The sequence below is a fragment of the Paenibacillus sp. FSL R5-0923 genome (assembly GCF_038009145.1).
Lineage (GTDB): Bacteria > Bacillota > Bacilli > Paenibacillales > Paenibacillaceae > Paenibacillus_AQ.
Window position 1 is genome coordinate 2,868,145 of sequence record NZ_JBBPAT010000001.1, and the last position, 14,308, is coordinate 2,882,452.

Genomic DNA, 14,308 nt, shown 5'->3' on the forward strand with positions numbered 1-14,308 from the left:
AACACTACATAATTATGCTAATCAATGCTCAAAAACATATACTTACTTACACAAACCCTCTACTTCGGTAGAGGGTTTTTTTGTATTTCGGAACCATTCATATATCTAAGGGGGCATCTAACAATGACGAATCCAAGTGTTCAAGAGGTGGTAAAGCTGTCGCGGGATTATAATCTGATTCCTGTTGTAAAGCGACTGCTCGCGGATATGGAAACACCTATCCGATTATTCCAACGTTTCGCTGAACGTGATCGCGCGTTCTTACTTGAAAGTGTAGAGGGTGGAAAACAATGGGCACGGTATTCGTTCATCGGTAGCGATCCCTTTTTGATGATATCCGGTAAAAAGGGTGCAATTAACGTTGAAGTCGGCGGAGAGAAGAAGCAACTATACGGAAAGCCGATTGAGGAGCTTAAAGCGTTACTTCGTTCATACCGTAGTCCTAAGCTTGACGAAATGCCTCCATTTACTGGAGGGGCTATCGGATTTTTCGGATATGATCTGCTGCAATATTATGAGAAGTTACCTCAGCATCCTGTGGATGATCTCCAAATGGATGATATAAGATTTATGTTTTGCGATCGGATCATTGTTTTTGACCATGTGAAGCAACAGATTCTGCTTGTTGGTAACCTGCATGTAAAAGACGGAGATACAGATTCGGATATCAGATCCAATTATGAAAGTCTGAGTCGTAAGCTGGAGGCTATGGCCGAAGATCTACAAAAAGAAGGCCCTAAGGAAAATGTGAATCGTCGCAGCATTCCGCAGGATATCGAGCTTGGAGAGATTCATTCTAATCTCACTAAAGAGCAGTACATCAACAATGTAGAACAGGCGAAGGAATATATTCGCTCAGGCGATATTTTTCAAGTGGTATTGTCACAGCGGTTGCATATTGAAACGGAAGTTTCTCCATTGCATGTATACCGGATGCTCAGAACTCTTAACCCCTCTCCTTATATGTACTATTTGAAAATGGACGAGGAGATTATTGTTGGCACTTCACCTGAAGCACTCGTAAAGGTGGATGGAAATCGTGTAGAGACACGGCCGATTGCTGGAACTAGACCAAGGGGTGACAGTGAAGCATCAGACCGGGCGTTTGCTGCGGAGCTCTTGGAGGATGAAAAAGAACGTGCGGAACATCTGATGCTTGTTGATCTGGGTCGTAATGATCTAGGGAGAGTATCCAAATTTGGTTCAGTAAAATGTGATTCCTTTATGGAGATTGAAAGATACTCCCATGTCATGCACATGGTATCGAATGTGTCAGGCACGCTCAGTGAGGATAAAGATTTCTTTGATGCCTTTCTCTCCTGTCTGCCTGCCGGAACGGTTTCTGGGGCACCGAAGCTGCGAGCTATGGAGATTATAGCAGAGCTGGAAAAAGAAGCTCGAGGTGCTTATGCCGGAGCAATTGGATATTTAGGGTTCTCAGGAAACATGGATTCTTGTATCACCATTCGTACCATCATCTTCCGGAAAGGTCGTGCGTACGTACAGGCCGGAGCAGGTATCGTTTGGGATTCGGTTCCCGAGAAAGAGTATGAAGAAACGGTGAATAAGGCGAAGGGCATGCTGAAAGCTATTCGTATGGCAGAAGCTATGTTTCCATCCGAAGTGAAAGAAAAACAAGTTATTAACCAAGATTATATGTACGAATATACCCCTGAACAAGTGGTTTGATTTATATAGTAACTCATTAAGGCTGGGAGGAAGAACATTATGGATGCAACGAAATTAATTCAATCAGGAATCGCCGGACTAATCGAAGGCAAGAATCTGACACGTACAGAAGCACGGGATATAATGGGTGCTATAATGCTAGGAGATGCTTCACAAGCGCAAATCGGTTCACTGCTGACCGCTTTACGAATTAAAGGAGAAACCGTGGAGGAGATTACGGGTTTTGCAGAAGCTATGAGAGGGTTCGGCACATCCGTACTGACTGATCGCGCACGCTTGTTAGATACTTGTGGTACGGGCGGTTCCGGCATCCATAAATTTAATATTTCAACCGCCTCAGCGATTATTTCATCAGCGGGTTCTGTAAGAGTTGCCAAGCATGGAAATCGCTCTGCTTCAGGCAGAGCGGGAAGTGCGGATGTACTTGAAGCCCTTGGCGTAAACATTCATCTGAATGCAGACCAAGCCCGAGAATGTCTGGATCGTATCGGCATTTGCTTTTTATTCGCACAAATTTATCATCCTTCGATGCGGCATGCAGCAGCTCCTCGTAAAGAGCTTGGTGTACGTACGATCTTCAATATGCTGGGTCCTCTTACGAATCCCGCTGGAGCTGACCGTCAGCTCCTAGGGATTTATGACCGAAATAAGACGGAGACGGTGGCTAATGTACTGAAGGAGCTAGGTTCCAAGCGCGCAATGGTTGTAAGCAGTTCGGATGGTCTGGACGAGATCAGCATCTCTGCCTCTACATTAGTGTCTGAACTAAAAGAGGGTGTAGTGACCACTTATGAAATTACTCCGGAGGGATTAGGTCTTAACAGACATCCACTTGAAGCTGTTTTGGGTGGAGACGCAGCAGAGAACGCAGCAATTATTACCTCTGTGCTCCAAGGTGAGATCAATCCCTACCGAGATATCGTGTTAGCTAATGCAGGAGCATGTATATATGTTGCGGGTCTGGCGGATACCATGGCCGGAGGCGTCGAGAAAGCTAAAGAAGTAGTGGACTCGGGTAAGGCATTATCCAAGCTGAAACAGCTTGTTGTGATGACGGAGGAGCTTAATTATGTATCTTGATAAAATTGTCGCTACAAAGATCAAAGAGGTGGAGGCGCTGAGTAATAGCTTTTCTCTAGCTCAAGCAGAACGTGATATAGCAGCACTCCCTCAGACTAGAGGCTTTCGTAAGGCTCTGACCCAAGGGAAGAACAGGGATATGGGTTTGATTGCGGAGGTAAAGAAGGCATCCCCTTCAAAAGGGCTGATTCGTGAAGATTTCGATCCTGTTTCCATTGCAAAAGGTTATGAAGCGGGCGGCGCTGATTGTTTATCTGTTTTGACGGATACGGATTATTTTCAGGGAAGCGCTGCTTACTTGCAGCAAGTGAAGGAAGCTGTAAATCTGCCGCTGCTACGCAAAGATTTTATTATCGATGAGAAACAGATTTATGAAGCGCGTATTCTTGGAGCAGATGCGGTGTTGTTAATCGTTGCTATTTTGACACCGGATAAACTGTCTCATTTTATTGAAATAGCTACTGGGCTTGGAATGGATGTATTAATCGAAGTTCATGATCGGAATGAGCTTGCGGTGGTATTAAGTACAGACAAGATAACACATCCTAATATTCTGCTGGGTATTAATAATCGTAATCTGCGTACCTTTGAGACGTCCTTAGAGACAACTGCAGAGCTGGCAGCACTAGTACCTCAAGGGGTTCCTGTGATCAGTGAAAGCGGAATTGCAGGGCCAAGTGATATTGACTACTTAAGAACGACTGGCGCTCACGGGGTCCTCGTAGGGGAATATCTAATGCGTCAAGCTAATGTAGAAGAAGCGGTAAATGGATTGCTAGGAATGCTTCCAAATGGAAAGGACCGTGTCCGGCATGGCTGAGACATTGGTAAAAATCTGTGGACTTCAGGACGTTGAAGTGCTAAAATCTATGTTACACTTACCACTAGATTATATTGGATTTGTATTCGCTCCTAGTCGTCGCAGGGTTACTCTGGAGCGTGCTTCCGAACTGATTGCTGAACTTCCGCAATGGAAGACTAGTGAAAAACCTAAAGCTGCAGGGGTTTTTGTTAATCCAGAGCTGAATGAGCTGAGCGAACTGCTTTCCGTTGTGTCACTAGATGTCATTCAGCTACATGGGCAGGAAAGTCCAGCCTTTTGTCAAAAGGTTCGGCAAGCTTTCCCACAAGTTCAGGTGTGGAAGGCATTGTCTGTTGCTGATAAAGAGCGTGATGACGCTGATAACAAATATACATTGGAACAATACGCAGGCTTCGTCGATGCTGTGTTGTTAGATACTTATGATCCTCAGCAGAGCGGCGGGTCTGGGCGCATGTTCGCTTGGGAGAGGTTGCCTGATTATCAGGAAATCGCGCTACGAAATGGGTTGCCGTTATTTGTGGCTGGCGGACTTCATCCTAATAACGTAGGAGAGTTGCTAGATACTTATGCTCCGTACGGAGTAGACGTGTCTAGTGGAGTAGAGAGTGAAGGCGTTAAAGATATTATTAAAATGACAGCTTTTGTGGAAAGGGTGAAGCAATCATGATACAAGTACCGGACCAGCATGGACGTTTCGGTTCATTCGGAGGGCGCTTCGTGCCCGAAACTTTGATGACTGCATTGATTGAGCTGGAGGAAGCCTATGAGAAGTATTCGGCAGACCCTGCTTTTCAAGAAGAAATAGATTATCTATTAAAGCAATATTCCGGACGGGAGACCCCACTGTATTATGCGGAACGTCTAAGTAAACATCTGGGAGAAGCAAAAATATATTTGAAGCGTGAAGATTTGAATCATACGGGCGCTCATAAGATTAACAATGCGATTGGTCAGGGAATTCTGGCTAAAATGATGGGTAAAACCAAGGTGATCGCTGAGACCGGAGCTGGTCAGCATGGTGTAGCTACTGCTACAGTTGCAGCCCTACTTGGTATGGAATGTAAGGTGTTTATGGGGGAAGAGGATACTCGTCGCCAGGCACTCAATGTATTCCGTATGAAGCTGCTTGGTGCTGAGGTAATTCCCGTTACTTCCGGATCGCGTACCTTAAAAGATGCCGGCAACGAAGCGCTTCGCTACTGGGTTAGCAATGTGGAAGATACTTTTTACATTCTCGGTTCTGCCGTAGGCCCACATCCTTATCCGATGATGGTTCGTAACTTTCAGCGGGTTATTGGTGATGAAACGCGGCGCCAGATTCTGGAGGCTGAAGGAAGACTGCCGGATGTGCTTGTTGCTGCAGTAGGCGGCGGTAGTAATGCTATCGGCATGTTCTATCCATTCGTAGAGGATAAAGGTGTCGGTATGATTGGTGTTGAGGCAGCAGGTAAGGGAATTGACACACCATTTCATGCGGCGACGATGAGCAAGGGGACTCATGGCGTATTCCAGGGTTCGATGAGTTACCTTCTGCAGGATGAACATGGTCAAGTAACAGAGGCTCATTCCATCTCCGCAGGTCTGGATTATCCAGGCGTAGGTCCTGAACACTCCTATTTAAAAGATATCGAACGCGCAAAATATGTTCCGATTACGGATGCAGAGGCGCTTGATGCACTGAAGCTGCTATGTGTAACGGAAGGTATTATTCCAGCTTTGGAGTCAGCACATGCGATAGCCCATGTAGTGAAGATGGGTCCAACCCTTACCAAGGATGATATTGTTGTTATCTGCCTGTCAGGCCGGGGAGACAAAGATGTGGAATCGATCATGGCGTACACAGAAGGGAAGGGAAATGAATGACAACCGAAACTACAAACCGGATGGATTTGGTATTCCGGAAGCTTAAAGCTGAAGAACAGACGGCATTAATTCCTTTTCTGACGGTTGGAGACCCTGATCTGGAGACTACGCTTGCCATCATCGCAGAACTGGAGGCGGCAGGTGCAGACATTTTGGAGCTGGGAGTACCTTACTCTGATCCGCTAGCAGATGGCCCTGTCATTCAGCGAGCGTCTGCACGAGCTCTGCGGGGGGAGGTTCACCTGCGTACCTGTATGGAGACCGCGTTAAAAGCTCGTCAAGCCGGAAGCAGCCTGCCCTTTATTTTGTTTTCCTATTACAATCCTATCCTGCAAATGGGGCTGGATACATTTTTCGCAGAACTGAATGCTCATGAGATTAGTGGTCTTATTATTCCAGATCTTCCTGTCGAGGAATCAGAGGAGATGCGTCGCCGCAGTAGTGAAGTTGGCGTTAATCTCATTCCACTTGTTGCACCGACCTCAAGTGAACGTATTGCGAAGATTGTCTCAGGTGCGAGTGGGTTTATCTATTGTGTATCCTCGTTAGGTGTGACAGGGGAACGATCCTCTTTCCATGCTGATGTAGAGGCGTTTATTGATTCCGTGCGTCAAGCTACGGATCTGCCGGTGGCTGTAGGATTTGGGATCTCAACTGGCGAACAGGTGGCCCGCTTTGCTCAGATTTGCGATGGCGTGGTAGTAGGTAGTGCGATTGTTCGTAAAATAGAAGAGGTCATTCCGCTGCTCGATAATCCCGCTACACGGAATGAGGGGCTGTTGCAAATTCGAGAATTTGTGGCACAATTAAAAAGACCATAACAGTGTCATTTTGACCTGTGTATAGTGGAGTAATCAACTATGGAGAGCGAGGACTATTCATGAATCCAAAACCGAATATAGTTAATCTCCCTGTCTACAAACCAGGGAAACCTATAGACGAAGTTAAGAAGGAGCTTGGCTTAAGTGAGGTTATTAAGCTTGCATCCAATGAGAACCCGTATGGAGCTTCCCCGAGTGCTAAAGAAGCTATTCTAGCAGAGCTTGAGAATCTTTATCTATATCCAGACGGATCGGCCGTTGAGTTGACGGCAGCACTTGCCAACCGTCTTGGTGTGAACAGCGATAATATTATTTTTGGCTGTGGTTCTGATGAGATTATTGCTCTTATTGCTCGTGCTTTCTTCTTGCCAGGTGATGAGACAATCATGGCTGACCAGACCTTCTCTGTGTATAAGAGTAACGCAGATATCGAAGGCGCTGTGTCCATCGAGGTACCACTTGTAAATGGTACACATGATCTGGATGGGATGCTGGCCCGTATTACGGACCGTACGAAGGTTATCTGGATTTGTAATCCGAATAACCCAACAGGAACGATTGTACCAGAGGAAGCCTTGGTTTCTTTCCTTGATGCTGTTCCTTCCAATGTAATGGTTGTTCTTGATGAAGCATACTGTGAGTACGTAACAGATCTTTCTTACTCCAACGGTATCCAATTATTAAATCGTTATACGAATTTGGTTGTGCTTCGCACATTCTCCAAAATTTATGGCTTAGCCGCATTGCGTATTGGTTATGGCGTTGCTAGTCCTGAGATTATTTCATTGATCAACAAGGTACGCGAGCCTTTCAATACCACTCGTCTTGCGCAAGCCGCGGCTCTTGCTGCCTTGAATGACCAAGAATACGTGGAGGAATGCCGTCGTCTTAATAGCGCGGGTATTGTCCAATTACAAGGTGAATTCAAACGTCTGGGCCTTGAATCCTTCCCTGCACACGGGAACTTCATTATGGTAGATGTTCGTAAACCTGCAACCGAGGTTTTCGATGCTTTGATGCGTAAAGGAATCATAGTAAGAGCGGGTCATCAAGTTTACCCTACTTATATTCGTGTTACTGTGGGCTCAGCTGAACAGAACACAGCGTTTATAACTGCGCTGGAACAAACGCTTATAGAGTCTGGTGTGCGCGCTTAGTAATAAACAGCAAGACTAGACTAAAAAAGGCAGGTAGTTCAAAGAACATGACGACAAAAATAGCTATATTCGGTGTCGGTCTGATCGGAGGCTCACTGGCCCTTTGCTTTAAAGGCAAGGAGGGCCTGACCGTCGTAGGACATGCCCACCGTCCTGAATCCGCGAGTAAATATATAAGCAGAGGTGTGGTTGATCAAGCCACGCTTTCTGTTGAAGAAGCGGCACTTGATGCTGATTTCATTTTTTTATGTGTACCGGTAGGGATGTTAGAGGATTATCTGCAGCAATTAAGTAAATTGCCTCTAAAACCCGGCTGCATTATTACAGATGTAGGAAGCACGAAAGCTAGTATTGCCGCATGTGCGGTCTCCTTAGATATTCCTGGAGTACATTTTATCGGCGGACACCCAATGGCAGGATCAGAGCGCTCAGGTGTTGAGGCAGCTTCATCACTACTATTTGAGAATGCCTATTATGTGTTGACGCCTCCTCCAGGAGTGCCAGATGAGGCTTATCATGCACTGGAGTCTCTACTACACCACACAAGAGCACAGATAGTACGCCTTGATCCAGAACGCCATGATGAGATTGTAGGTGCCATTAGTCATTTACCGCATATTATTGCTGTTGCTTTGGTAAATCAGATTCGTGCCTATGACGATACCGACTCCTTATATAGCACGCTAGCTGCAGGGGGCTTTCGGGATATCACTCGGATTGCGTCCAGCGATCCTATAATTTGGCGAGACATTTTGCTGAACAATCGTTCCGTAATGCTTCGTTTATTGAAGGATTGGAACGAGGAAGTTTCTTCTTTTGTTCGTCTCCTGGAAAGTGAAGATGGCGTAGGAATTGAAGAGGCTTTCCAAGAAGCGAATGGCTTCCGCAGTCAGTTGCCTGAACGGCGTAAAGGCATGATCGCACCTTTATTTGACCTACATATTGATGTACCGGATCATCCGGGGATTATCGGTCGTATCGCTACTGAGCTGGGGGATCAAGGCATTAACCTTAGCAACGTACAAATCATCGAGAGTCGTGAAGATGTGCCGGGTATTATGCGCCTATCTTTTCGACAGGAGAACGATATGGAACGTGCGAAGGTGCTTCTGCAGCAGCACGATTATACCGTATATGTGTAGTTAGTAGCCCTTCCAATATGGAGGGGCTTTTATTTCGTTATAGGATCTGAAAGAGCATACTGTTGAAAACAGCTACTGCTTCAAGTGGATGCAGAAGAGGGTATTAATAATGAGTGGGGCTAATACAGCGCTTACAGGACAAAAAAAGACCGCTTACAAAGTAAGCGGCTACAGTTCACAATAAATTGGAACCGTGTAGTATTTGGATAGGAGTGGAGAGAAACCATACTGTACTTTTATTATATGTATACGTTTACATTTTGTCAACAGTTTATTAAAAAGAGATTAAAGTCACATTACAGTGATCAAAGTCTTATGGTTGAACTTCATGTTCGTTTATAATCTGTTGTCAGGTCATGCTGACGAGATTACTGCTCTGAAGTCTATTAATGTCATCCTATGAGAATCTGTGATACAATAGATCTGGTATATTTCTAGATTCGTTATAAAATTTATATGCTCATAGAAATATGCCATTTTTCTTTTTATATTCATCACAATCATCATGCCTTAATTATTGGGTGTTTGAATATACATAGGTGTATTTCAAAATTGAAGAACGGATAAGTTGCACGTCATATATTTTCCCTTAAATTCCCACAAGGAACGTTTGTCTTACATAAAAGGTCGACAATATCGTTTCTTCTTGTAATAAACTAAAAAGTTGTAGTAAACCAGCGCAACTTTTAAAGCCCAAACCGGTATAATAAGTACGGACCGGACGGGAAAAGACGTGCAAGGGCGAGGAGGGCCAATCTCACCATGACGGATTCCCAGTTGATCCAGGAAATTAAACAAGGCAACACAGAATTATATTCAGAATTAATGCGTCGTTATCAACGAAAAATATTGGCATTTGTATATCATATGCTTAGAAACTCACAAATGGAGCTAATTGCAGAGGACCTTTGTTCGGAGACTTTCTACAAGGCATTCCGTAGCTTGCATTCCTTTCGAGAGGTAGATGCTTCCTTTTCAACGTGGTTGTACACTATTGCTCGTAATACCGTGCTAAGTGAGCTTCGTAAGAATCGTGCCGGAAATGTATCCCTAGAAGAGAGTGGATATACTCCCGTTGCACCGTTTGAAGTAGCGCCTGAGCAGGCTGCATTGCGTAAAGAACGGATGAATTTGGTTCGTGAGGCAATTAATAATCTTCCGGAGAAACAACGCTCTGCGTTAATCCTGCGTGAATACGATCAGATGGATTATCAAGAAATTGCAGAAATTTTGGATCAGAGTGTAAGCTCCGTGAAATCATTGTTGTTTCGTGCCAGAAGTAGTGTGAAGCTTCAACTCGAATCCTATTTCAATGAGCCTGAAGTTGAAGAGCAGGTTGAGAGGGTGTAAGGCGAATGAATTGCAGGGAAGCGCAAGAATGTATTCCGCTCTTGTGGGACGCTCCCCCCACACATCCTAGGCGGATTTTGCTCGAACAACATATTGAAACTTGTCCTTACTGCGCTGCTGAATGGTCTCTGTGGCAAGAGAGTAGCCAGCTTATGCATGATTTGAAAGAAGAGATTAGTGAAGAGCGTGCAGAAGTTATAAATGTTAAAGTTATGGAGCGGATTTATCTAGAGAGTCCTTGGTTGATGCCAGGGGATGGGAAATCCGCAGGGACATCTGCCATTGTTCGTCATAGGCTTAGTCTCTGGATCGCTTGCTTCCTGGCGGTATTTTTGTCTAGTGTTCTTTACTTTACTATGTTTAGAACACCTGCAGATATCACTGTGGCTCAAAGTGGAATTGTAGAGACTGGCGTTGCTGGCTCTATGGAATGGACTTCTACTTATCCCATTTTAGGCTCTGAAGGTGGGATTATTGAACCGCTTGTAGTAAATATGGGACCTACTCATCCTCAATATTGGATGATGTTATCCATGCTTGGCGTGGGTTTTGCAGTGTTTTCGTTAACCCGGCTGAATCGATATCGCAGATCATAAAGGGTCTATTGATGTATGACTTAACTATTGCAGTATATAATAGTGTTAAGAATGATGTAGGAGTCCCTTTATGTAAAGATAAGGGGCTTTTTTGTATTCTAATACGCATAAAAGAAGACTTTTTATTTCATCCATGTTACATTAAGAGACAAATACTTGGGTGAAAAGGGGGAGATAATATGCTAATCGGCTTGATACGCCATGGATTGACGGACTGGAACGCAATTGGAAAGATACAGGGGCAAAGTGATATTCCGCTTAATGATGAAGGACGGATGCAAGCTGCTATGCTTGCTGACCGCTTATTACAAGAGCCGTATCGCTGGGATTATTGCATTACAAGTAACCTTTCCCGGGCAGCAGAGACAGGCAAGATCATCGCTGATAAATTAAATGTACCGTTGCTTGATCCTGATGATCGGATCCGGGAACGTGCCTACGGGCAAGTAGAAGGACTTACTGCCGCTGAGCGTGAAGAGAAGTGGGGGAAAGATTGGAGTCAGCTTTCACTTGGTCAAGAAACTGACGAACAGCTTCAAGCACGTGCACTTGCCTTTATGGAGGATATTTCTGCGCAGCATCCCAATCGGAACATACTAGTTATATCTCATGGAGGGTTCCTCGCTCAACTGTATACTGCATTTTACAAAGATAAGTATTCTGAGCGAATTGGGAATTTATCCCTGACAATTTTGGAGAAAAAAGAACGGGAATGGAACCCTATTCTATATAATTGTACTCGCCATATCCTGCAAAATCAGCGTTAACCCGTGCATCGGGTTATTTTTTTTGCGCAAAGGGGAATAAAAAGGGCTGTATTTCCCATAATGGTAGTAAAACGGTGAGGCGATAAAACATGAATCTGGCGGATATGCTCACTTATGCAGATATTGGACAGCTGACCGCCATAGCGGGACGCTACCGGTGTGAATGCAAGCAGAATTCCAAACATGACTTGATCCAGAGTATTTTGATTATGCTTGGAAGCAGAAGTTTTATGGAGTCTCATATCCGGGAATGTACTCCGGAGGATCTACGGTTTCTGAATACATTACTTTTTGATGAACGCAGCTACTTTAGTCTGGAAGATTTGTTGGCTGTAGCTAGACAGGCTTCTTTTGATGCTCCAGAAGGAAAGACCGGAGGCTTCCGAGAAATGGTGTCTCGTTTCAAAAGCGGAGGCTGGCTCTTTAGCGGTTCCTCCCAGCAAACCAGATACTTGTTCCAAGTGCCTAAAGACTTGAAAGAGCGCTTTCGTGAGACGATGAGCGCACATATCAAGGATAAGGTTGCGGTTAGCTCTGAACCAGCCATGTATCGAAATGAAGGAGAATTGTTATTAAGTGATCTGGTTATGCTTCTGAGATATATCAAGGAAAATGAGCCAGAGCTTAATCAGGAAGGGGCAATGTATAGGCGGTATCAGCAAGGAGTGATGAATGCACTTCATATTCCGGAGGATCTTCTTAGCAAAGGCGGCTGGAGATTTGGTTATGGTAGGGCATGTGAGCATTATCCGCCTAGATTAGCGCTCCTGTATGATTATGTTCGTCATCGCCGCTGGATCACTGAAGAAGGTTTTCGGCTAAGGCTTACGGCGACAGGAGAGGCAGTGTTAGCCGACGGAAAATGTGACTCGTTGATGCAGATATTCTCTTTTTGGTTAAAACTATATAAGGGGGCTGTACCAAACCTGCCTTCACTTGTGTATTGGGTAAGCATTAGTGCTGGGAATTGGGTGAGCGTACCTTCATTAGTGGATGGTATTGGGTGGTTAATTAAACCGTTCTATTATGACAATGCTGCCTCTATTCTGGAGCAACGAATTATTCGGATGATGGTGCACCTTGGGATGCTTAAATTAGGGGAGACTACTGCTGGTCTCACTGTGATGATGACGCCGTGGGGGATGGAGATAGCCGTGCCTAAACATCTATAGTAGTATGAAGGCATACAAGCAAATGCTTATGGGGATTACATACGTAGATGAGGACTTCGCTTTGGTTGTTGATAGGAACAATAGATGAAGTATTGATCAGAATGGGTAAATATGTAGAACGTAGACAGGATTGTTGAATATGATTTAGTAGGTGCCGTCACTTTTGAAACCGAAAACAAAATCATCTTGATGGATATCAAAATATTAAAGTAATAAGGATCTCTTAAACAGCGGAGGTGTATCGAATGGACAAAATGAAGGCTACGTACGAAGTGATGCTAGGACTTGCGGCAGAAATGGTGTGGGATGAAGCGCTGCGAAAGCGTCGCTCCGACATCTTGCACCGTGAGATTGACACGGCGCTGGCTACAGGAGATAAATTGGCTTTTCGAAATCTTACAGAAGAACTTAAAAGTTTGGCATAAAGAAATGCGCATAGCGCATTTCTTTTTTTATTAAATAGGTACCTGTTCAACTCACTTTATGTATCAATTAGAGGTGAAGGAAGACGGGTGAAAATCTAAATCTAGACGTTTGTCTTCCTCTTTCAATATAATGGGATTTATAACATCGGGCAAATTTGTGAAAAGTGGATGCGAAGAAGGATCGCAAATAGGGAGATGACATTAATGAAATTCAGTGATTTTGAAGTTGAACAGTGGGAAGAAAATCGAAAGTTCTATGATACATGTCTCATACCTTTTACAGGATTAAGTGGGTCCGAGAGTCCCCCTGAGACGGTTCAAGCATTAGAAAGATTACGTGATTTTATGGATTTGGTGGAAATACCGTTTAAGGGACGGATTGTAACTTACCCAGCGATTCAGTATGGAGGGGAAGGATATGTCGGTCTAATTAATGAGGTTTGCCGAAAAGTCAAATCCAGTGGTTTCCAGTATGCCGTGGTATTAACAGCAGATATAGCACTTCTGGAACAAGAAATTTTTGAAAGCGATTTAGTACTCTCTCTGCCTATCATTGAGGGCTCTCTGGAAGGTAAGATTAATAGTGATATTGGTATGAAAATTCAAAAGATGTGGGGACGGTGAGTCTCTTTTAAATGTGACAGAAAATCAACAATTGTAAGTGAAAATCACTTTTTGGCCTGTCACAAATTAGACAATATTCTTGACGGGTTTTAGTGCCTAAGCTATTATTAGGTTGAATCGAAATGGTATGTGATGTATTTCATTGAAAAGATTTGAAAACGGATTATTTATAGTAAGGCATCTCTGATCGGACACCTTAGATACTTTCTTATATCTTGAGAAGGGGGTTATATAACAGTATGAGCAGCCATAATGATCAACAGGATATTTGGCCTGAACAACCACCCAGCCGTAAAGAGATGTCGCGCAGGCAATTTTTGACCTACACGCTAGGTGGCGCTACTGCTTTTATGGGGGCAGGTACAATTCTCCCAATGGTCCGTTTTGTCGTGGACCCAATATTACATAAGAAGGGCGCAGGTGATTTTATAAAGGTTGCTGAAATTAGCAAAATCACCGAAGAGCCCCAAGAGTTTACGTTTGAATTGAAACAGAAAGACGGATGGTACGACAGCACAGCGACGCTGACTGCGTGGATCCGTAAAGACGCAAAGGGTGATATTTATGCGCTTTCACCCATTTGTAAACATTTAGGATGTACGGTTGGGTGGAACAATGATAAGGCACATCCGGACGAGTATCACTGTCCTTGCCACGGTGCGCGTTATACCAAACTCGGCAAAAATCTCGAAGTAGCTCCAAAACCGCTTGATCAGTATAAAACGAAATTTGATAACGGGTGGGTTCTTTTGGGTGATATTGTGCCTAATACAGTAGCTAGTGAGGAGGCGTAGGTTCT

15 protein-coding genes are annotated in these 14,308 nt (G+C 44.3%); all 15 read left to right on the forward strand.

Going from position 1 to position 14,308, the window contains the following annotated elements:
- Positions 1–123: 123 nt before the first annotated feature.
- The 15 genes from trpE to MKX35_RS12805 all read left to right on the forward strand — a co-directional run bounded on the left by trpE (position 124) and on the right by MKX35_RS12805 (position 14,303).
- Entirely contained in the window at positions 124–1,689 is a 1,566-nt protein-coding gene (gene trpE / locus MKX35_RS12735; RefSeq protein ID WP_042190178.1) for an anthranilate synthase component I, read from the forward strand.
- A 39-nt stretch (positions 1,690–1,728) separates the two neighbouring features.
- Positions 1,729–2,769 (forward strand): anthranilate phosphoribosyltransferase, encoded by a 1,041-nt coding sequence (trpD, locus tag MKX35_RS12740; protein ID WP_076284565.1) that lies wholly within the window; start codon positions 1,729–1,731, stop codon positions 2,767–2,769.
- The gene (gene trpC, locus MKX35_RS12745; protein ID WP_076284566.1) at positions 2,759–3,589 is read left to right on the forward strand and encodes an indole-3-glycerol phosphate synthase TrpC; all 831 of its coding nucleotides are present in this window, start codon (positions 2,759–2,761) and stop codon (positions 3,587–3,589) included. The genes trpD and trpC overlap by 11 nt, the downstream gene beginning before the upstream one ends.
- On the forward strand, positions 3,582–4,259 hold the full coding sequence (locus MKX35_RS12750; protein ID WP_076299577.1) for a phosphoribosylanthranilate isomerase: 678 nt from the start codon (positions 3,582–3,584) through the stop codon (positions 4,257–4,259). Before trpC ends, MKX35_RS12750 begins: the two co-directional genes overlap by 8 nt.
- Complete coding sequence (trpB, locus tag MKX35_RS12755) at positions 4,256–5,455, forward strand: tryptophan synthase subunit beta (RefSeq protein WP_076299578.1); 1,200 nt, start codon at positions 4,256–4,258, stop codon at positions 5,453–5,455. Before MKX35_RS12750 ends, trpB begins: the two co-directional genes overlap by 4 nt.
- Positions 5,452–6,276: a tryptophan synthase subunit alpha gene (gene trpA / locus MKX35_RS12760; protein WP_076299579.1), complete on the forward strand. Its 825-nt coding sequence runs from the start codon at positions 5,452–5,454 to the stop codon at positions 6,274–6,276. The genes trpB and trpA overlap by 4 nt, the downstream gene beginning before the upstream one ends.
- A 59-nt stretch (positions 6,277–6,335) precedes the next feature.
- Positions 6,336–7,433, forward strand: coding sequence for a histidinol-phosphate transaminase (hisC, locus tag MKX35_RS12765; RefSeq protein WP_076284569.1), 1,098 nt, complete (start codon positions 6,336–6,338; stop codon positions 7,431–7,433).
- A 47-nt stretch (positions 7,434–7,480) separates the two neighbouring features.
- A complete protein-coding gene (locus MKX35_RS12770) occupies positions 7,481–8,575 on the forward strand; it encodes a prephenate dehydrogenase (protein ID WP_076284570.1) in 1,095 nt (364 codons plus the stop codon).
- 762 nt (positions 8,576–9,337) lie between these two features.
- The gene (locus MKX35_RS12775; protein ID WP_042190156.1) at positions 9,338–9,925 is read left to right on the forward strand and encodes an RNA polymerase sigma factor; all 588 of its coding nucleotides are present in this window, start codon (positions 9,338–9,340) and stop codon (positions 9,923–9,925) included.
- 5 nt (positions 9,926–9,930) lie between these two features.
- Positions 9,931–10,521: an anti-sigma factor family protein gene (locus tag MKX35_RS12780; protein WP_042190154.1), complete on the forward strand. Its 591-nt coding sequence runs from the start codon at positions 9,931–9,933 to the stop codon at positions 10,519–10,521.
- 179 nt (positions 10,522–10,700) lie between these two features.
- Entirely contained in the window at positions 10,701–11,288 is a 588-nt protein-coding gene (locus MKX35_RS12785) for a histidine phosphatase family protein (RefSeq protein WP_042190151.1), read from the forward strand.
- A gap of 89 nt (positions 11,289–11,377) precedes the next feature.
- Positions 11,378–12,460: a hypothetical protein gene (locus MKX35_RS12790; RefSeq protein WP_076299580.1), complete on the forward strand. Its 1,083-nt coding sequence runs from the start codon at positions 11,378–11,380 to the stop codon at positions 12,458–12,460.
- Between the two features lie 245 nt (positions 12,461–12,705).
- Complete coding sequence (locus MKX35_RS12795) at positions 12,706–12,885, forward strand: IDEAL domain-containing protein (RefSeq protein ID WP_042129535.1); 180 nt, start codon at positions 12,706–12,708, stop codon at positions 12,883–12,885.
- A 204-nt stretch (positions 12,886–13,089) separates the two neighbouring features.
- Positions 13,090–13,509, forward strand: a complete 420-nt coding sequence (locus MKX35_RS12800; protein ID WP_076284571.1) for a DUF2487 family protein — start codon at positions 13,090–13,092, stop codon at positions 13,507–13,509.
- A 239-nt stretch (positions 13,510–13,748) separates the two neighbouring features.
- On the forward strand, positions 13,749–14,303 hold the full coding sequence (locus MKX35_RS12805) for a QcrA and Rieske domain-containing protein (RefSeq protein WP_042190144.1): 555 nt from the start codon (positions 13,749–13,751) through the stop codon (positions 14,301–14,303).
- Positions 14,304–14,308 lie beyond the last annotated feature (5 nt).